The organism is Anaerosporomusa subterranea, assembly GCF_001611555.1.
In the GTDB taxonomy this organism is placed as follows: domain Bacteria; phylum Bacillota; class Negativicutes; order Sporomusales; family Acetonemataceae; genus Anaerosporomusa; species Anaerosporomusa subterranea.
Window position 1 is genome coordinate 302323 of the sequence record NZ_LSGP01000001.1, and the last position, 17632, is coordinate 319954.

Sequence of the window (17632 nt, forward strand, 5' to 3'; positions counted from 1 at the left end):
CACAAAGGGAAACGGGACTGTGTTCTAATCTGCCGTAGCCCTCTGCAATTTTCCTCAGCGTACTCTGCGGTTCGCGTTCTCCGTTCGCCCTAAAGAATGTCTCAACGGGTTTATTATTGCAATGCATCATACACTATGCGCGACAACTCTGCAATGGTTTGTCTTCCCTGTTCTTCGACCGGCAAGTTTTCTGTCATGATCGTCAGAATATATGGCGTCTGTCCATAGATGATACCTGAGTCGTGTTCAATGCCGTCAAGTTCACCGGTTTTGTGAGCAATGACTGTGCCAGGTGGCAGCAACAGTGGCAGTTTGCATTTATCTGTTTGACGTAGCAAGATGGCAAGCATGGCCTGGGAGCTGGCCGGATTGATGCAGCCATTGGTATAGAGACGGCCAAGCAGAATATTCATATCAGTAGGAGAGGTAAGGTTATCTCTGCCGGCGGCGCGGGCGGTAAAGTCCATCATGTGCCGGCCGAGGAGGGTGTTGTGACAGCCGATTGTATACGCCAGCTTATTGACTGAATCCATGCCAAGAATTCGAATAAGAATATTAGTGGCCGTATTATCACTTTCAGTAATCATCAACTCAATGAGCTCAAGCAATTTGATACTGGTTCCATACGCCGCATGTTCAAGCGGACCAGCGCCACCGACCCGTACGGCGGGTGTGACCTCGGCTGAATCTGACAGGTCGAGACAGCCAATACTGGCGCGACGGAAGGCTTCGGCCATGATAAATACTTTAATGAGACTGGCTGAAGGGAGCACAATGGGGTTGTAGCGCAACCCCATGCCTAAGTCAGGCAGAACTAATTCAATGGAATATGTACCAGGTGTGCCAGCTAGATGCTGTTCGATTTGCTGACGCAGCGAAATTAGCTTTTGTTGCATGGTTGAACCCTCCCTTGCATTTTTTCGCTGTGAATCGACAGATTACCTCTTTACAGTTTGCTGGGGAGCGGGACAGGAAAAAGAAGGATGAGAGCGAAATAATGTCCGATAGAGCGTGTTTCAAAAAACACGCAACCACAAACAAGGGATGCTGTTAGAAACTGCCCAGATGTTGTTGCATATGCGACTACAAACATCGCTGTTGTACATAAGATCAGTAGCATCACTAGGAACAGCGAGGCTTGCGCTACGTTGTTACCTATGCGACGTAACAGCAATTGTTGCCACCTAGTTTGTTAGCATCACCGCATACAAAAGGTACGCAAGCAAGCAAACGCAGTCGCGATTGCGCAACTCTTGGCGCTTTAGCGTCGTAGAGTTGGCGGCATACCCCTCGCGGGTGCAACGGCACGAACGCTATGCCATCCTTGGCGCGTTCGGCACTAGCGCATCCATGCGCGTCGCAGATGGGTGTTTTGTAACAGCCTCTGATAGGTGAAATCAGAAAGGAGCCTTCTACATGTTGAAAAACAGACTACTGCTTATTCTTTGTTGCACATTGATTGCCGGATTATTGATGACAGGCTGCAGTAAACAACAAAGCACTCATCTGCGCTATGCTGTCGGCGCTGAGCCGGAAAGTATAGATCCCCGCAAATCGACTAGTATCGCTGCTTCTACTATTGAAGCACAATTATTCGAAGGCTTGACTGTTCTCGATGCCGCCAACCGGCCGGCACCAGCCGCGGCTGAACGGTGGGAAGTATCTGCTGACGGTTTGGTGTATGTGTTTCACCTGCGTCAGGCGGCAAAGTGGTCAAATGGCGAATCGGTTACTGCTCATGATTTCGAATATGCCTGGAAGACTTGTCTCAGCCCAGACTTCGCCAGTCCGTACGCCTATCAAATGTTCTACATAAAAAACGGCGAGGCCTACCATAACAAGAAAGCGTCGGCAGACCAGGTTGGCGTTAAAGCTCTTAATGATTATACATTGGAAGTTCGTCTGGAACGCCCCGCTCCCTACTTCTTATCACTGACAGCTTTTCATACCTATTATCCGGTTCACCAAAAGACTGTCGCCGCGAATGGCAAGTGGGCGACAGATGCGAAAAGCGTTGTCGGCAATGGGCCGTTTTTGCTGACTCTTTGGCAGCATAGCAGTAAAATGGAGCTTGCGAAAAATCCCCATTATTGGGATGCTGCCAGCGTGAAACTGGCCAGAATGGAGTTCCTGTTATTAGATAGCGCCAGCACGGTGATGGCGATGTTTGAACGCAACCAAATCGATATTGGTGATAATTTACCTGCCAGCGAAATTCCCCGTTTGCTAGCTGAGAAAAAAGTGCAGATTCAGCCCCAGTTAGGAGTCGGTTATTATTCGTTCAATATGCAGAAGGCGCCGTTTGACAATGCTAAAGTCCGCAAAGCGTTTCAGTTGGCAATTGATCGCGAAGTGCTGGTGAAAAAAGTTCTTCAAGGCGGGCAGCAACCTGCGTTTGCTTTAGTGCCGACCGGGCTTGCGGATGTCAAGCCGGGGGAGGATTTCCGTAAAGTAGGCGGCGATTTGCTGAAAAACAATGATATTGAAACAGCCAAGCGATTATTAGCAGAAGCCGGTTTTCCGGATGGCAAAGGACTGCCGCCAATCACTCTGCTATATAACACCAGTGAAACCCATAAAATGATGGCAGAAGCTATCCAAGAAATGTGGAAGAAGAATCTGGGCGTTCTCGTTCAACTGTCCAATCAAGAATGGAAGGTGTTCCTCGATAGCCTTGACCGGCATGAGTTCCAAATGGCACGCGACAGTTGGGTGGGGGATTACGCAGATCCGATGACCTTCATCGAATTATTTGAAATGACGAACGGCAACAACGTACCTGATTACAAAAATCCTGACTATGACGCGCTAGTTAATCAGGCAAAAAAAACACCAGATCAGCAGACACGCATGCAGGCTATGCACGCGGCAGAAAAGCTGCTGATCGATGACGCGGTCATTATTCCGTTATATTACTATACCAGTCCGTCGCTGGTAAAGGACCGTGTCAAAGGAACGATGCGATCAATTTTTGGCAACATCTATTTTAAAAACGCTTATTTGCAATAAGGGGGTGAAAATTTGCGGATCATTGACTTGCATTGTGATACTATTTTGAAGCTTTGGGAAGAAAACGGGGCTGCCGATTTGCAACGCAATCTGTTCAGTGTTGATGTGGAGAAACTAGTGAACGCTGGATCACTGGCTCAATTTTTTGCTATCTTCGTTGAACGTCAGGACCATACCAAACCGTATTCGGCTTTTGAGGCGATGGCTGCCGTTTTCTTTAATGAGTTGGCGAAGAATTCGGATCGGTTGGCTCTGGCTCGTTCTGCGGATGAACTTGAAATAAATCAGGGCGCAGGAAAAATCTCATGTTTTTTGACCATTGAGGAAGGCGGCGTGCTAGAAGGCAGTATGGACAATTTGCGAGCAGCATATCAGCTTGGTGTTCGGCTAATTACCTTGACTTGGAACTACCCGAATGAGATCGGTTTTCCTAACAGTGAGTGGCGGTATCAACACGATGGCCTGACTCCCTTTGGCCAAGACGTCATTTGTGAGATGAACCGACTGGGGATGCTGATTGATGTATCTCACCTTTCCGATCAGGGATTTTTCGATGTTGCCCGGCTCTCCAAACAGCCTTTTGTCGCCTCGCATTCAAACGCTCGCGCGATTACCGGACACAGCCGCAACTTGACTGATGACATGATTAAGATGATCGCCGATCAAGGCGGAGTTATCGGTCTAAATTTCTGCTCCGAGTTTTTGGGGGCAAGCGAGATCAGCCGAGTGGAGGATATGGTTAGGCATGTCTTACATATCATGAAGGTAGGCGGCAGAGATGTCCTTGCGCTAGGCACGGATTTTGACGGCATTAATCCACAGCTTGAGATTGAGCACATAGGTCAAATTGGTAGCCTGATCCGCGCCCTGGAACAAGCTGGACTTACCGAAACTGAATTAGAAAAATTCTGTTGGCAGAATTCACTACGACTTATTCGTGATGTTATGGGCTAAAATATGTAACAAATAGAGTACGCTATTTGTAAGGAAGCCTGAGCTAATAGGAAGGAAAAATAAAGATGCTGGAATTTATGTTAACTCAAAGAAGGTATTTTGGTGTTAATAGCGTATAAGAATAGTGGAAGATGTCGCAAATACTCTGGAGGAGGAAAAGCATGAATCGAATGAACCGTTTCCTGGTTGTGTTGCTCGTCCTAGGTCTCATGCTGTCTCTGGCCGGCTGTGGCGGAGACAAAAAGGAACCAGCTAAGTCAGGTGATCAAAAATTAGCTGGAAAAACTATTCGGGTTTTAATGGCAAACCACCCGTATCCGGAAGCTCTCAAAAAGTTGATTCCTGAGTTTGAAAAGAAAACCGGTGCCAAAGTTAATTTGGAAAGCTACACTGAAGATCAGTTGACGCAAAAACTCACTGTTGAGTTCACCTCCGGCAAATCAAATGTCGATGTGTTTATGACTCGTCCTCTGCAAGAAGGTCGTTTATTTACAAAAAATAAATGGTATGAGCCGTTAAATGCGCAGATTGAGAAATCAGGCGATTGGGATTGGAAGGATTTCCCCAAATCCACTGCTGATGCTGTAACTTATAGCGGCAGCATCAATTCGGTGCCAATTGTCACCGAGTGGCAGACACTATTCTACCGGAAAGACTTGTTTGAAAAGGCAGGTCTGAAGCCGCCGACTACTCTGGAAGAACTTGAAGCGGCAGCGAAGAAACTGCATAACCCTGACGCAGGCATGTATGGTATCGTGTCCCGCGGTCAGCGCGCTAATGCCGTTACCCAGTTGTCAAGTTATCTATACAATTTTGGTGGCGACTGGATTAAAGACGGTAAAGCCGTTGTAGATACTCCGGAAGCTATTAAAGCCTTTGAATATTATGGCCGTCTGCTGCATGACTACGGCCCTCCTGGTGTAACCAATATGCATTGGCCACAAGCGCAAGCGCTGATGGCTAGTGGCAAGGTCGCCATGTGGACTGACGCCAGCACCCTGCTAGCAGGTTTGATCGATCCGGCTAAATCACAAGTGGCTGACAAAATTGGTATTGCTCAGTTCCCGGCAGGCCCGAAAGGCAACCATCCGTTCTTAGTTGTACCTTGGGCGATGTCTGTTAGTGCTCAATCCCAGCAAAAAGATGCTGCTTGGGAATTCTTGAAATGGGCTTCCAGCAAAGAAGTGATGGTTAAGGCGCAATTGGCAGGCAATACCACTTCACGTACCTCCATCTGGAATGATGCCGAAGTTGTTAAGAAACTGTATCCAGGCCTTGCTGACGACTTCAAAAAAGTTGGTCCTATCGCTACACCGTATGACCGTCCGCTTATGACCGCTGTTGTCGAAGCGCGTGACGCGATTGGCGAAGTCATTGTTAAGTCAATTGAATCCGGCGGCAAAGCAGATCTCGCCGATGCAGCGAAAAAAGCCGCAGCCAAGGTTGACGAATTGTTAAATAAGGCTGGCGAAGGTAAAAAATAAAGATGAGGTTGCGTTTTACCGCAGAGTACACAGAGGGTTCGTAGAGTGCACAGAGGGTTACGGTGAATTTCTAAGTCCTATAACGAAAACCGTAACCCTCTGTCTATCTCCGCGTAATCTGAGCACTCTGCGGTTAGCGTGCCCTGTATCCATTTGGAAACTAACACACAGGGGTTGATCGCTTGAACGAATTCATTGAACGCAATCTTCGCTGGCTTTTTCCGTTACCTGCTGTTATCTTCATCGTAGCGATGATGGCTTTTCCTGTTATCTTTACAATAGGTGTCAGTCTGACCGACTGGGCGATGACCACAGGGGGAGAACCCCAATTTATCGGCCTAAAGAATTACCAGGACTTGCTTAGCGATAGCCGTTTTTACAACGCGGTCTGGTTGACCGTGTATTTCACTGTTTTGGCTGTTGGGGTTGAAACAGTGTTGGGAGTCGGGATGGCTTTAATACTGAATCGAGAATTTGCCGGAAAGGACCTGGCAAAGGGTCTGCTGTTGCTGCCAATGGTTGCCACGCCGGTAGCAATCGGCCTGGCTTGGACTCTGTTTTATGAACCGTCGATCGGGCTTGCTAACTACGCGCTGCAAATGCTGGGTCTACCTGCCTCGAAGTGGTTAGCGTCGCCGAATTCTGTCATTCCCGCGTTGGCGATTGTCGACATCTGGCAGTGGACACCGATGATCGCTCTGATTGTGATGGCCGGCCTAGCCTCGCTGCCGCAAGATCCATTTGAAGCTGCGATGGTAGATGGAGCAACTCCCTTTCAGGTATTTCGTTTTGTAACTCTGCCACTATTGATGCCAACCATTCTGGTGGCAGTAATACTGCGCGGCATTGATGCATTTAAAACGTTTGACATCATTTTAACGATGACAGCAGGGGGACCTGGCTTTGCGTCAGAGACCCTCAATATATATGCCTATAACCTTGGGTTTGGCTATTTCCGTTTTGGTATGGCCTCTACCGCGCTAGTAGCTTTACTTGCAGTAGTCCTTGGTGGCAGCTTGATTGTTCTTTGGATGCGCAAGCGGTTTGATTACTGAGAGGCAGGGAAGTGATGCGATGAATAATAATAAGATTCTTCATAAAGCACTGTGGTATGCGCTGGTTATTGCTATGATAATTCCGTTTATCTTTCCACTCGTCTGGATTGTCAGTTCTTCGTTCAAGACACAGGCGCAAATTGTCGCGTCGCCGCCAATTTGGCTGTTTGTTCCGACTCTCGATAACTACAAGAATGTCTTCATCGACCAGGAATTTGGCAGATTTCTCTGGAACAGCGCGGTTATCGCGGTTGGTTCAACTGTACTGTCGTTGATAATTGGCTTGCCGGCCGCTTATTCGATTTCCCGTTATAAACAACGAATGATTGGCGTTTTTATTCTGCTTGCCCGTGTCATGCCGGGGATATCCTTCTTAATCCCCTGGTTTATCCTCTTTTCCAAACTGGGAATGATTGATACATTTACATCACTGATTGCCAGCCATATGATGGTAGGCCTGCCGCTGATTGTCTGGATTATGATTAACTACTTTGATAATTTTCCCCACGAACTTGAAGAAGCGGCCCAAGTTGACGGCTGCACTTTGCATGGCGCTTTCTTTCGCATCGTGCTGCCGTTGGCTGGCCCCGGAATTCTAACAGCTAGCACCTTATCGTTTCTGTTTTCCTGGAATAACTTTATGTTCTCTTTAGTGTTGAGCGCACAGAATACGAAGACTCTGCCGATTGCTATATTCAACTTTGTGTCTTACGCCGAAGTCGGCTGGGGCAATGTTATGGCGGCGGCGGTTGTGATCATTGCCCCAGCTATTATTCTGACGATGCTGTTCCAACGCTATGTAATTAAAGGGTTGACAGCGGGGGCTGTCAAGGGTTGACGCAAAATGAACGAACGGAGTTGACAGAATGGGAACAGTGGTTTGTGAACATCTGCGCAAAGAGTTTGCCGGTGGCGTCGTCGCCGTAGATGATTTTCATGTAGACTTCGGCGAAAATGAATTTATTGTTATTGTTGGGCCGTCGGGTTGTGGAAAATCGACTACTTTACGGATGATTGCCGGTTTGGAAGAGCGTACTTCGGGTAACATTTACATACAAGGCCGATTGGTTAATGACATGCCGCCGCGAGATCGTAATATTGCGATGGTTTTTCAGAACTATGCTCTGTATCCGCATATGAATGTATATGACAACATGGCGTTTGGCCTGAAGTTAAAGAATGTGCCTAAAGATGAAATTGATAAGCGGGTTAAGGAAGCGGCTGAGATTCTCAGTATTACCAGCTATCTTTCCCGAAAGCCGAAGGAACTGTCTGGCGGCCAGCGTCAGCGGGTCGCGCTAGGCAGAGCGATTGTGCGTAATCCTTCTGTTTTCTTAATGGATGAACCGTTATCCAATTTGGACGCTAAGCTTCGCGTCCAAATGCGGGCTGAGATTATCAAACTGCATCGCCGAATCGGTGTATCGACCATTTATGTTACTCATGACCAGACCGAAGCCATGACTATGGCAGATCGTATTATTGTCATGAAAGACGGCTTTGTTCAACAAATTGCCAGTCCGCAGGAACTCTACGATAAACCGGCAAATCGCTTTGTTGCAGGCTTTATTGGAACACCTCCGATGAACTTCTTAGAAGTATCGCTATCAAATCAAGACGGCGCGTTATTTCTATCTGCCCAAGATGTACATGTTGCGGTTCCGACTGAATGGACCGAGCAAATTAAACAGCATAACTTACAACAGGCAACCTTAGGCATTCGGGCGGAAAACGCCTGCCCTGTTGACGGTGGCTCAATCCGGGCAATGGTAGAAGTTATTGAACCGCTTGGCTCAGAAAATATTTTGACATTAAAGGTCGGAACTCAACCGATGATTATTCGGGTGAGCCCAGAATACCGACCTGCTGTTGGTTCGATGGTCGAGCTTGATCTGGAAATGCAGAAAGCGCACCTATTTGATCAGGAGAACGGCAAAGCGTACTTTTAACACTCCCTCAATAGTTCTTGAGGGGTGACAGAACGAGTTCATTTTACCGCAGAGTACACAGAGGTCGCAGAGTGGACACAGAGGGATCGAAGGACAGAATTTTACTAAGCCAGTTCCCTCTGCGGTTAAACGTTCCCTGTCTTTTTAGATCCCTTTAGTGGTTTTTCTTACCATGTGCAGGAATCTTGAACTTTTGGGTAGTATATACACATAATCAAAGAAACTAGGGGGACATACAAATGAAAAAACCGCTGCTATTACTTTCCATGCTGCTGCTCGCCTTTACAACTGGCTGTGCTGGCAGTCCAACACCTGAGAAACCCAAACCTGTTGAGCCGCCGGCAGAAGGACAGAAACAAGCTGCATCGGCGAAGAAAAACAGTGTGGCTAAATTCGAAACCTCAAAGGGTGTATTTACGGTTGAACTATTTGAGGACAAGGCCCCGATTACGGCTGGCAATTTTATCACTCTGATTAACAAAAAGTTCTATGATGGCCTGATCTTTCATCGGGTCATTGATGGTTTCATGATCCAAGGCGGCGACCCCAAAGGCACTGGCTCTGGCGGCCCTGGTTACAATATTCCGGATGAGTTTCATCCTGATTTGAAACACACCGGCGCTGGAATTCTGTCAATGGCAAACGCAGGCCCAAATACCGGCGGCTCGCAGTTCTTTATTACTCTTGCGCCAACGCCGTGGCTTGACAACCGTCATGCTATCTTTGGCAAGGTCATCGAAGGGCTAGATGTCGTACAAGCAATCGGCAAAGTAAAAACCGGCCCAATGGACCGGCCGGTTGAAGAAGTGGTTATTAAGAAAATTACGATCGAAACGAAATAAACTTCTGTGGGAATCGCCGATCAAAGGCGATTCCTTTTTAAACTCTAGAAAGTAAACAATAGAGGTGCATTAGCACGAAGCCCGCGAAGTGCACAAACGTCACAAAGAGAATATTAATACTATATAAATATCTTTGCGCTCTTCGATTTTTAGCGCGCTTTGCGCTAACGTATAAACCTCTGTGCCCTCTGCGTGTCCTCTGTGTACTCCATGGAATCGTTCCTGTATCAAAGGACCGTGTCAGCAGTTTTTTATGGCTACTATAATGAAAACGTCGCGATGATTGGCGTGTGATCAGACGGACGTGCCAGACGTCTGAGCGAGGTATCAATTTTTGCATCAACCGATCGTTCAGCTAACGCTGCAGTCGCCCAAATATGGTCGATGCGCCAGCCTAGACCACGATCTAACGCATTTTTCACCCGATAATCCCAAAACGTGTAATTCCCCTTCTCTGGTACGTGCCGCCGAAAGATGTCAACAAATCCCCACTCTTTCACTTCCGCTAAGGCTGCATGTTCCTCAGGATGATAACCGACCCGCCCGAGTAGGCGCACGGGGTCATAAATGTCGATCGGTTCGGGTGCTACGTTGAAATCACCTAGCCATACTACTGGCTGGTCAGGCTCATAATGGCGGCTGAAATAGTCCTTCATGTGTTTGATCCACTGTAATTTGTACTGAAAATAATCAGTTCCTGGTTCCCGTCCCTGCGGTACATAGGTGTTGACCACAGCTATACCATTAAAGCGGGCATTGATTAGGCGGGCTTCTCCTGGCAAACCCCATTCATCAAGACCGAAACAGACCTCAACTGGCTTTTCACGGCTAATAATAGCAACCCCGTTTTTACCCTTTTCGCCGCGGAACGCAACATGGTATCCGGCTTCAGAAAGCGGTTCGAGCGGGAAGTCGTCATCCTGAACCTTAGTTTCTTGTAACCCGACGATATCAGGCTTTTCCCTTTCTAACCATTGAATAAAGTCTTCCATCCTGATCCGGATGGAATTAATATTGAAGCTGGCGACTTTCCAGATGTTTTGCATACAGACTCCTTTCGCCAAAGAATGTGTTGGGATACGATTCGCTAATATAATACAAGATTCCTGCTAATTTGCTGCCTGGGCGTGATTTCGCTTTTGACTTGCAGACGACGGCAGGGTACAATAATAGATATCAAAAAGTATAGACGAAAAATAATGATAATTCAGAGGTGGCCAATGATTTCCTTTCGACCAATTACTCTTGGCGATAAGCCTGTGTTTGACGCCTTCTTCCGGGCTAAACGTTATGAGCAGTCTTCCTGCACTTTTACCAATCTATATATGTGGCGGCGCTGTTACAACATCGTTTGGGATGTTGTTGATGATTGCCTTTGTCTAAAGGTCACGTATGGCGGTTCGACCTACAACTTGCCTCCTTTCGGACCTGACCAGGAGCGTTTTGCTGCTGCCCTCGATAAGTTGGAACAGCATTATAACGCATCTGGCATGCCGTTTTATATGAAGTCTGCGACGCCTGATTTGGTGGAATGGTGCGAAGCCGTTAAACCAGGCTATTTCGAGTTTCAGCCTGATCGTGATAATTACGATTATGTATACGTCACGCGCGATCTTATTGATTTGCAGGGCAGGAAGTTTCACATTAAAAAGAATCACTTGAACAACTTTAAGAAAACGTATAGTCAGTATGAGTACCGTGCGATCGACTCGTCTCTGACCGAAGCTTGCATTGATTTTGCCGTGGAATGGTGTAGAAAGCGCGAATGTGACCCGGATCCAGCGCTAGTGTGTGAGCGGGATGCGATCATCGATGTCATGCACAATTGGGATACTCTCGGCGTTACCGGCGGAGCGATTCTGATTAACGGCAAAATCGAAGCTTTTACATTTGGCGAGATGCTCAATGACGAGATGGCAGTTATCCACGTGGAGAAGGGCGATTCTGAGATTCGCGGCGTATACCAAGCAATCAATCAGGAATTCTGCCAGAATGTCTGGAGTCAGGTGCCATTTGTGAATCGGGAAGAGGATATGGGTATACCGGGTATTCGCAAAGCTAAAGAATCCTATTCGCCAATTAAAATGATCGAGAAATATAATATATCGATCAAACCGCGTTAAACAGCAGAATGGGGTGAACTATGGAATTTCGTATCGCAACTGCGGATGATTTCGAGAGCGTGCGCCGGCTGTGGGCTTATGCCTTTAATGGAGATGAACCATTTGCCAGTTGGTATTTTTCCTCTTTCTACAATCCAGATAACGCACTAGGCTGTTGGCGGGATGGTCGATTGTTGGCCGTATTACATATGCATCCATATCAATTGTATTTGCGCGGTCGGGTCGTGGATGTTTCGTATATTGTGGGAGTGGCCACCGATCCTGCGGCAAGGCGGTCAGGCATGACCGGTCCGCTATTGGCTGAGACTCTGGCAGAGATGCGCCGGCGCGGACGGCCGGTGTCCATTCTTATGCCGTTTAAAGCCGGGTTTTATTATCCCTACGATTGGCGGCTGTGCCACCATCAGTTAAAGTATTCCTTGCAACTTGAAGACTTGCGTTCAGTTGCAAAGCCAGCAGGAGAATTCCGGCCTGCCGGGCTGGCCGATATTGCGGCACTAGATGCAATATACCGCAATTTTGTCGCTAGATGGCACGGTTATATCGTTCGTACAACAGCAGATTGGGAACATCTGCTGAGCGAGCATGCAAATGATGAAGGCTATACGTATCTGGTAGAATTTGATGGAAAACCAATGGGCTACATTCTGTATATCCTGCGCAACGGAAAGATCAGTGTGCGTGAAATGGTATATAGTAATGATCAAGTCAAACAGGGTTTGGTGGACTTTCTCTATAATCATCGTTCACATGCGCAGACCGTGGAATGGAACGCTCCGCTGGACACGGCAGATAAAGTTCTGTTTTCCTTATTTGAAGCAAAACAAGATATTCGTGTATTTCCCTTTATGACTGCTCGAATGGCAGATGTTGAGCAAACTCTAAAAACACTGGTTTATCCAGACGGAGCCTGGAGTGTTGACCTTGCCGTAACCGACAGTCTAGCGCCCTGGAATAATCGTACGTTTCAACTGCGAGTCAGGGACGGTCGCGCCACGCTTGAGACGACCGAGGCGTCAGCTAGTGCGGTAATAGCAGTGGGGGCGTTTACTCAACTGGTTTTCGGTCGTCTGACTGCTGACGAATTGGTTCGGCATGGTGAACTGACCGGTTCGGCGGGAGCTATTGAAGCCCTTGCTCAGCTATTTCCCCGTTGCGATAACTTTATTAATGAGTATTTTTGAGTTGTAAATAGAGAATGAGGAGTGGAGATTTTTGCAAGGGAAATCAAGAGAAACCTTTTCATCCGGGCTAGCAGTTTTCTTCGCCACACTAGGTTCAGCTGTCGGCTTAGGGAACATTTGGAAGTTCCCTTATCTGACAGGAGAAAATGGGGGCGGCGCTTTCCTGCTGGTGTACTTTCTTTGTATTTTGCTTGTCGGCATTCCTGTCATGCTCTGTGAGTTCTATGCAGGGCGCAAGACCCGCAAAAATGCTTTCGGCGCCTATCAGCAAATCAAACCCGGTCCTGTCTGGAAGCATATTGGTACAATGGGGGTTGGATCCGCATACTTTATTATGTTCTTCTACAGTTGTGTAGCCGGTTGGGTTTACTATTACTTATTCAAGGCGCTTAAAGGCGATTTTATCGGGGTTACACTGGAAACAGCCAAGGCGCAATTTGGCGCGACTGTAGTTGGACCCTATTCGCCGATCATCTGGCAAGTTATTGTTCTCATCGTTGTCTGCGCTATAGTGGCTGCAGGAGTGCAAAAAGGTATTGAAAAGATGACAAAGACCTTGATGCCTGTCTTGTTCTTGCTCATACTGATTTGCGATTTACGGGCGATTACCTTACCTGGTGCAAGCGAAGGACTGCAATTCTTATTCCATGTTGATTTCAGCAAACTGACTGCGCCGGTTATTCTGACAGCACTAGGCTTGGCCTTTTTTAAGCTATCGTTGGGAATGGGCACCATGACAACCTATGCAAGCTATTTTACCCATGATAACAATTTGTTCCGCACGGCGGCTAAAGTTGCGACCGCAGACACCTTGGTATCTTTATTGGCTGGCATTGCTATATTCCCGACAGTATTCTCATTTGGCATGGAACCCGGCGCTGGCCCTGGTTTGTTGTTTATGACAATTCCTTTAGTTTTCTCGCAAATGCCGCTGGGTAATCTTCTGTTGATTGCGTTCTTCTTTCTTACCTCTATTGCGGCGACAACTGCCATGCTCTCCTTGGTGGAAGTGCCGGTGGCCTACTTTGTTGAGGAAAAAGGGTATACCCGTAGGAGTGCGGCTATCCTTACTGGGATTATCATCCTTGCCTTTGGCGTATTAGCATCGTTGTCAGCAGATAAATCGAGTCTGCTTGGCCACATTACCTTTGGTGGCAAAGGCTTCTTTGATTGGTTCGATTATCTGTCATCAAATATCATGTTGCCGCTGGGTGGTCTCATGATTGCTGTTTTGATTGGTTATTCTGTTAGTAAGGCGGATATCGAAAAAGAGTTTTCCAATGGCGGCACATTGCATCAAGAAGGGATTATTACTCTTTTCTTTTTCGTTATCCGCTATGTTACGCCTGCGCTGTTGATTATTGTATTTTTGAATTCAATTGGAATTATCCGATAACAACCGAAAGTTTGCTATATCTATCATTTAAGAAGCGGTAAACTCGCCGCTTCTTATTCTTTTTTACAAATTTTCTAGTGAAAAAGTCCTATTTTCAATTTTTCCGTATCCTTGAAGATGGTTTATATAGTATTATGAATATGATATAATAGAAAAGATATAATCTGTTTTCTTGTATAAAAGTAAGGAGGAGCGTTCGATGCTGGAATTGGATGTGCAAAACAACGCATTCTGTGTAATAAAAGTAATCGGCGTTGGCGGTGGAGGAAATAATGCAGTAAACCGTATGATTGACGCTGGCGTTAAGAATGTAGAGTTCATTGTCGTCAACACGGACGCGCAGGCGTTGCAGTCTTCTCAAGCTCCCTATCGGATACAAATTGGTGAGAAACTGACAAAGGGGCTTGGTGCGGGCGCGAACCCAGAAGTAGGGGAAAAAGCGGCTGAGGAAAGCCGTGAGGATATACTAAAAGCAGTGCGAGGCGCCGATATGGTCTTCATCACCGCCGGTATGGGCGGTGGGACAGGCACCGGGGCTGCGCCTGTTGTTGCGCAGTGCGCCCGCGATGCAGGAGCATTAACTGTAGGCGTTGTCACTAGACCTTTTACCTTTGAAGGGCGCAAGCGGCAACAGCAAGCTGTTCGCGGCATGGAACGACTGCGCGAGGCAGTTGATACTCTCATTACTATTCCCAATGACAAGCTGCTGCAGATCGCTAGTAAGAAGACCACAATGCTGGAGGCCTTCTCCATCGCTGATGATGTTTTGCGCCAAGGCGTGCAGGGTATATCTGACCTGATCGCTGTTCCTGGACTGATAAACTGCGACTTTGCTGATGTTAGAACCATTATGCAGAATACTGGCTCAGCCATTATGACCATCGGTCGGGGTGCTGGGGAGAACCGTGTCGCTGAAGCGGCGGAGGCAGCCATTCGCAGCCCATTATTAGAAGCGTCTATGGAAGGGGCGCGTGGAGTCCTCATTAATGTAACTGGCGGGCCGGACATGGGGATTATGGAAGTCAATGAGGTGGCTGGCCGAATAACTGATGCGGCTGATCCTGAAGCTAATATCATCTTTGGCGCCGCCATTGATGAAGGCTTAGGAGAAGAACTGCGCGTTACTGTTATCGCCACTGGCTTTGGCGCAGTGTCTGAGCCGGTTAGACAGCCAGTTATGCCTGTAAACCCCTTAAAAGAGAAAAGCCCGATTGAACCGGTGCGACGATTTGGTCTCGATATTCCTGATTTTATGCGCGGTGCTGATCCGCGTCCGAAACGCTAAATAATTAACAAAGCCGCCGCCCTGATTGGGGTTGGCGGCTTTGCGTGTTTGTTAGGCTAGTACTAGAATGTGTTTTGTTACTGCCTCGTACAGGTTTTCAGCTTGACGCGTTGAGGTGGCGATATGGGGCAATTCCTGCTTGCCGTGTCCGGTCAGTACAAACACTGGTGTGACGCCAGCGGCGGTCCCCGCCTCCATATCACTTCGATGATCTCCTACCATCCAACTGGCCGCAAGGTCTATGGAGAAATCGGCTGCAGCCCTCAGCAGCATGCCTGGCGCGGGTTTGCGACAGTCGCACTTCGTCCGGTAACGGCTTTGCCCGTTGGGATGATGGGGGCAATAATAAAAAGCGTCAATACGGGCGCCGTGCAAAGCTAACTGTCCAGACACCCACTGGTGCAGGCAGTCAACAGCCTGTTCAGAGAAATGCCCGTGGGCAATGCCCGCTTGGTTGGACACAACAATGACTATGAAGCCGGCTTGGTTTAGCAAGGAGATAGCCTCGATGGCGCGATATTCAAAGATAAATTCACTTGGCTTGTGAATATAGCCGCGGTCTTGGTTGATGGTACCGTCACGGTCGAGAAAAATTGCTCGGTTCATCATATTCCTCCAAATCTTACATCAAGTTTCTAATCATATTGTAAATACTTTTTTCGAAAGTCACTAGCAAAAAGAGTTAAATACTTGATATGATATAGGTTAAGACTATTTTAGCACAGTTTCACATCACGGAAGGCGATGACTATGCGGCAAGTGCGGGGACGATTCGCTCCCAGTCCAAGCGGAGAGATGCATCTAGGTAATGCCTGGACAGCGCTTCTCGCATGGCTGGCAGCTCGTCATTCTGGCGGCGAGATGATCCTGAGAATAGAAGACTTGGACCCAGACCGGTCACGGCCTGAGCATGCCAGCCAAATCATCACTGATTTACGCTGGCTGGGATTAGATTGGGATGAGGGGCCTGATATAGGTGGCCCCTATGGGCCATATACTCAGGATGAGCGCCGCCATCTCTATGATAAGGCTATCCGAAAGTTAACTGAGCAAGGGCTAATCTATTCTTGCTTTTGCAGTCGGGCTCAACTACACTCGTCGCCTACGCTGGCGCCACATGCAGGTGAAACAGAGTGGCGTTATCCAGGAACCTGTCGCTTGCTCACCGAGCAGGAACGACAAGCCTGGCTGGAACAGGGACGGCGGCCGCTCCGACGGATTGTCGTCCCTAACAGAACCTTTTCTTTTGTAGACCATATCCAGGGCGCATATCAGCAAAATCTGCAAGCTGTTTCTGGTGATTTTGTCGTTCAGCGCTCTGACGGAGTACATGCCTATCAGCTAGCAGTAGTTGTAGACGATGCGCTGATGGGGGTTACGCAAGTAGTGCGTGGCGCGGACTTGCTTGGCTCGACGCCAAGACAATTGTTTCTTTATCAGGTTCTCGAACTGACGCCGCCCAGTTTTGCCCATGTCCCCCTGCTTTGCGGCCAGGATGGACAACGCCTCTCCAAACGGCATCAGGCTCTTTCGCTAACAGCATTGCGCCAACAAGGCATCAGCCCTGAAACGATTGTTGGCTATCTCGCCTGGCGAGCCGGACTGATTAAACGCAATGAGGCAGTTGCCGCGAGGGATTTAATTGCAGGCTTCTCCTTAACTCTGCTAGGTAAAGATCCGATTGCTGTTGGAACCAATGAACTGTGAACAAGGAGGAACCCATGCGAATAGATTGTCATACTCATCCGCTAGCGCATCGTTATTATTATGATAGTCAGCATCCGGATGTATTGACCCAGAAAGATAAAGAAGATATTATAGGCGTACTTAACATGGCTGTTGAACGCGGCCTCGACGCAGTCGCAGTGACTGACCATGACCTAGCGCTGTCCGGCCTTTGGGCTCAGGAGTACGCTAAACGAGAACTGCCGCTTTTGCGGGTAATTGCGGGCTGTGAATGTGAATTATACTTTCAGAATGAGTGGATTCATATTTTGGCACTGAATATTCATCGTCCTTTAGCCTATACCCCTTACACCAGCCCTAATGATCTAGCCGCGCAAGTGCGGATCCAAGGGGGCATTGCGGTACTGGCGCATCCGATGTGTTATAGTGAAGCTATTTATTATAGCTTGAAAAATATTGTGGATGGCGTGGAATACCGCAATGGTGCTCAAGAATGTGCGGGTAGGGATTCTTATAAAGCCATATTAGACGAAGACAACTATCCTGGATTGCGGCTGTATAACAGCGATTACCACTATCCCAGTCAGCCCGCTAAATCACAGTGGAACGCTGCGACTGAATTATCTTGCGAGGATTTTATCCACTGGTTTGGGAAAATATAAGGT

Annotated in this window: 16 protein-coding genes; 13 read left to right on the forward strand and 3 right to left on the reverse strand. The window is 47.8% G+C overall.

The window, feature by feature from the left end:
- Positions 1 to 113: 113 nt before the first annotated feature.
- The gene (locus AXX12_RS01265) at positions 114 to 896 is read right to left on the reverse strand and encodes a serine hydrolase (RefSeq protein ID WP_066236995.1); all 783 of its coding nucleotides are present in this window, start codon (positions 894 to 896) and stop codon (positions 114 to 116) included.
- Positions 897 to 1416: 520 nt separating this feature from the next.
- Here AXX12_RS01265 and AXX12_RS01270 point away from each other — a divergent pair.
- The 7 genes from AXX12_RS01270 (at position 1417) to AXX12_RS01300 (ending at position 9293) form a co-directional block, all read left to right on the forward strand.
- On the forward strand, positions 1417 to 3009 hold the full coding sequence (locus AXX12_RS01270; protein WP_066236999.1) for a peptide ABC transporter substrate-binding protein: 1593 nt from the start codon (positions 1417 to 1419) through the stop codon (positions 3007 to 3009).
- Between the two features lie 12 nt (positions 3010 to 3021).
- On the forward strand, positions 3022 to 3963 hold the full coding sequence (locus AXX12_RS01275) for a dipeptidase (protein ID WP_066237002.1): 942 nt from the start codon (positions 3022 to 3024) through the stop codon (positions 3961 to 3963).
- Between the two features lie 161 nt (positions 3964 to 4124).
- Positions 4125 to 5447: an ABC transporter substrate-binding protein gene (locus tag AXX12_RS01280; RefSeq protein WP_197470608.1), complete on the forward strand. Its 1323-nt coding sequence runs from the start codon at positions 4125 to 4127 to the stop codon at positions 5445 to 5447.
- A 182-nt stretch (positions 5448 to 5629) separates the two neighbouring features.
- Entirely contained in the window at positions 5630 to 6502 is an 873-nt protein-coding gene (locus AXX12_RS01285) for a carbohydrate ABC transporter permease (protein ID WP_066237005.1), read from the forward strand.
- A gap of 19 nt (positions 6503 to 6521) precedes the next feature.
- A complete protein-coding gene (locus AXX12_RS01290) occupies positions 6522 to 7340 on the forward strand; it encodes a carbohydrate ABC transporter permease (protein ID WP_066237008.1) in 819 nt (272 codons plus the stop codon).
- A 28-nt stretch (positions 7341 to 7368) separates the two neighbouring features.
- Positions 7369 to 8451, forward strand: coding sequence for an ABC transporter ATP-binding protein (locus tag AXX12_RS01295; protein WP_066237011.1), 1083 nt, complete (start codon positions 7369 to 7371; stop codon positions 8449 to 8451).
- Between the two features lie 239 nt (positions 8452 to 8690).
- On the forward strand, positions 8691 to 9293 hold the full coding sequence (locus tag AXX12_RS01300) for a peptidylprolyl isomerase (protein ID WP_066237013.1): 603 nt from the start codon (positions 8691 to 8693) through the stop codon (positions 9291 to 9293).
- Positions 9294 to 9553: 260 nt separating this feature from the next.
- Here the strand turns inward: AXX12_RS01300 and xth are convergent, their stop codons facing one another.
- A complete protein-coding gene (gene xth / locus AXX12_RS01305) occupies positions 9554 to 10339 on the reverse strand; it encodes an exodeoxyribonuclease III (protein WP_066237017.1) in 786 nt (261 codons plus the stop codon).
- A 174-nt stretch (positions 10340 to 10513) separates the two neighbouring features.
- Here xth and AXX12_RS01310 point away from each other — a divergent pair, with 174 nt between their 5' ends.
- The 4 genes from AXX12_RS01310 (at position 10514) to ftsZ (ending at position 15281) form a co-directional block, all read left to right on the forward strand.
- Positions 10514 to 11416 (forward strand): DUF2156 domain-containing protein, encoded by a 903-nt coding sequence (locus AXX12_RS01310; RefSeq protein WP_082816628.1) that lies wholly within the window; start codon positions 10514 to 10516, stop codon positions 11414 to 11416.
- 20 nt (positions 11417 to 11436) lie between these two features.
- Entirely contained in the window at positions 11437 to 12600 is a 1164-nt protein-coding gene (locus AXX12_RS01315) for a GNAT family N-acetyltransferase (protein ID WP_066237020.1), read from the forward strand.
- Between the two features lie 31 nt (positions 12601 to 12631).
- The gene (locus AXX12_RS01320; RefSeq protein WP_066237022.1) at positions 12632 to 13996 is read left to right on the forward strand and encodes a sodium-dependent transporter; all 1365 of its coding nucleotides are present in this window, start codon (positions 12632 to 12634) and stop codon (positions 13994 to 13996) included.
- Positions 13997 to 14195: 199 nt separating this feature from the next.
- Positions 14196 to 15281, forward strand: a complete 1086-nt coding sequence (gene ftsZ, locus AXX12_RS01325; RefSeq protein WP_066237025.1) for a cell division protein FtsZ — start codon at positions 14196 to 14198, stop codon at positions 15279 to 15281.
- 51 nt (positions 15282 to 15332) lie between these two features.
- Here the strand turns inward: ftsZ and gmhB are convergent, their stop codons facing one another.
- Positions 15333 to 15890 (reverse strand): D-glycero-beta-D-manno-heptose 1,7-bisphosphate 7-phosphatase, encoded by a 558-nt coding sequence (gene gmhB / locus AXX12_RS01330; protein WP_156478563.1) that lies wholly within the window; start codon positions 15888 to 15890, stop codon positions 15333 to 15335.
- 141 nt (positions 15891 to 16031) lie between these two features.
- On the opposite strand from gmhB, the gene gluQRS reads away from it, so the two are divergent.
- Together gluQRS and AXX12_RS01340 are read left to right on the forward strand one after the other, a co-directional pair.
- The gene (gene gluQRS, locus AXX12_RS01335; RefSeq protein ID WP_066237034.1) at positions 16032 to 16988 is read left to right on the forward strand and encodes a tRNA glutamyl-Q(34) synthetase GluQRS; all 957 of its coding nucleotides are present in this window, start codon (positions 16032 to 16034) and stop codon (positions 16986 to 16988) included.
- A gap of 14 nt (positions 16989 to 17002) precedes the next feature.
- Complete coding sequence (locus tag AXX12_RS01340; protein WP_066237038.1) at positions 17003 to 17629, forward strand: PHP domain-containing protein; 627 nt, start codon at positions 17003 to 17005, stop codon at positions 17627 to 17629.
- Positions 17630 to 17632: the final 3 nt, after the last annotated feature.

What these genes read in the sequence shown, in the direction of transcription:
- AXX12_RS01290 (WP_066237008.1), top strand. Translation starts at nt 6,522, where the DNA reads ATGAATAATAATAAGATTCTTCATAAAGCACTGTGGTATGCGCTGGTT.
- ftsZ (WP_066237025.1), top strand. Translation starts at nt 14,196, where the DNA reads ATGCTGGAATTGGATGTGCAAAACAACGCATTCTGTGTAATAAAAGTA.
- AXX12_RS01270 (WP_066236999.1), top strand. Translation starts at nt 1,417, where the DNA reads ATGTTGAAAAACAGACTACTGCTTATTCTTTGTTGCACATTGATTGCC.
- AXX12_RS01340 (WP_066237038.1), top strand. Translation starts at nt 17,003, where the DNA reads ATGCGAATAGATTGTCATACTCATCCGCTAGCGCATCGTTATTATTAT.
- AXX12_RS01295 (WP_066237011.1), top strand. Translation starts at nt 7,369, where the DNA reads ATGGGAACAGTGGTTTGTGAACATCTGCGCAAAGAGTTTGCCGGTGGC.
- AXX12_RS01310 (WP_082816628.1), top strand. Translation starts at nt 10,514, where the DNA reads ATGATTTCCTTTCGACCAATTACTCTTGGCGATAAGCCTGTGTTTGAC.
- AXX12_RS01315 (WP_066237020.1), top strand. Translation starts at nt 11,437, where the DNA reads ATGGAATTTCGTATCGCAACTGCGGATGATTTCGAGAGCGTGCGCCGG.
- gmhB (WP_156478563.1), bottom strand. Translation starts at nt 15,890, where the DNA reads ATGATGAACCGAGCAATTTTTCTCGACCGTGACGGTACCATCAACCAA.
- AXX12_RS01265 (WP_066236995.1), bottom strand. Translation starts at nt 896, where the DNA reads ATGCAACAAAAGCTAATTTCGCTGCGTCAGCAAATCGAACAGCATCTA.
- AXX12_RS01280 (WP_197470608.1), top strand. Translation starts at nt 4,125, where the DNA reads ATGAATCGAATGAACCGTTTCCTGGTTGTGTTGCTCGTCCTAGGTCTC.
- AXX12_RS01300 (WP_066237013.1), top strand. Translation starts at nt 8,691, where the DNA reads ATGAAAAAACCGCTGCTATTACTTTCCATGCTGCTGCTCGCCTTTACA.
- gluQRS (WP_066237034.1), top strand. Translation starts at nt 16,032, where the DNA reads ATGCGGCAAGTGCGGGGACGATTCGCTCCCAGTCCAAGCGGAGAGATG.
- xth (WP_066237017.1), bottom strand. Translation starts at nt 10,339, where the DNA reads ATGCAAAACATCTGGAAAGTCGCCAGCTTCAATATTAATTCCATCCGG.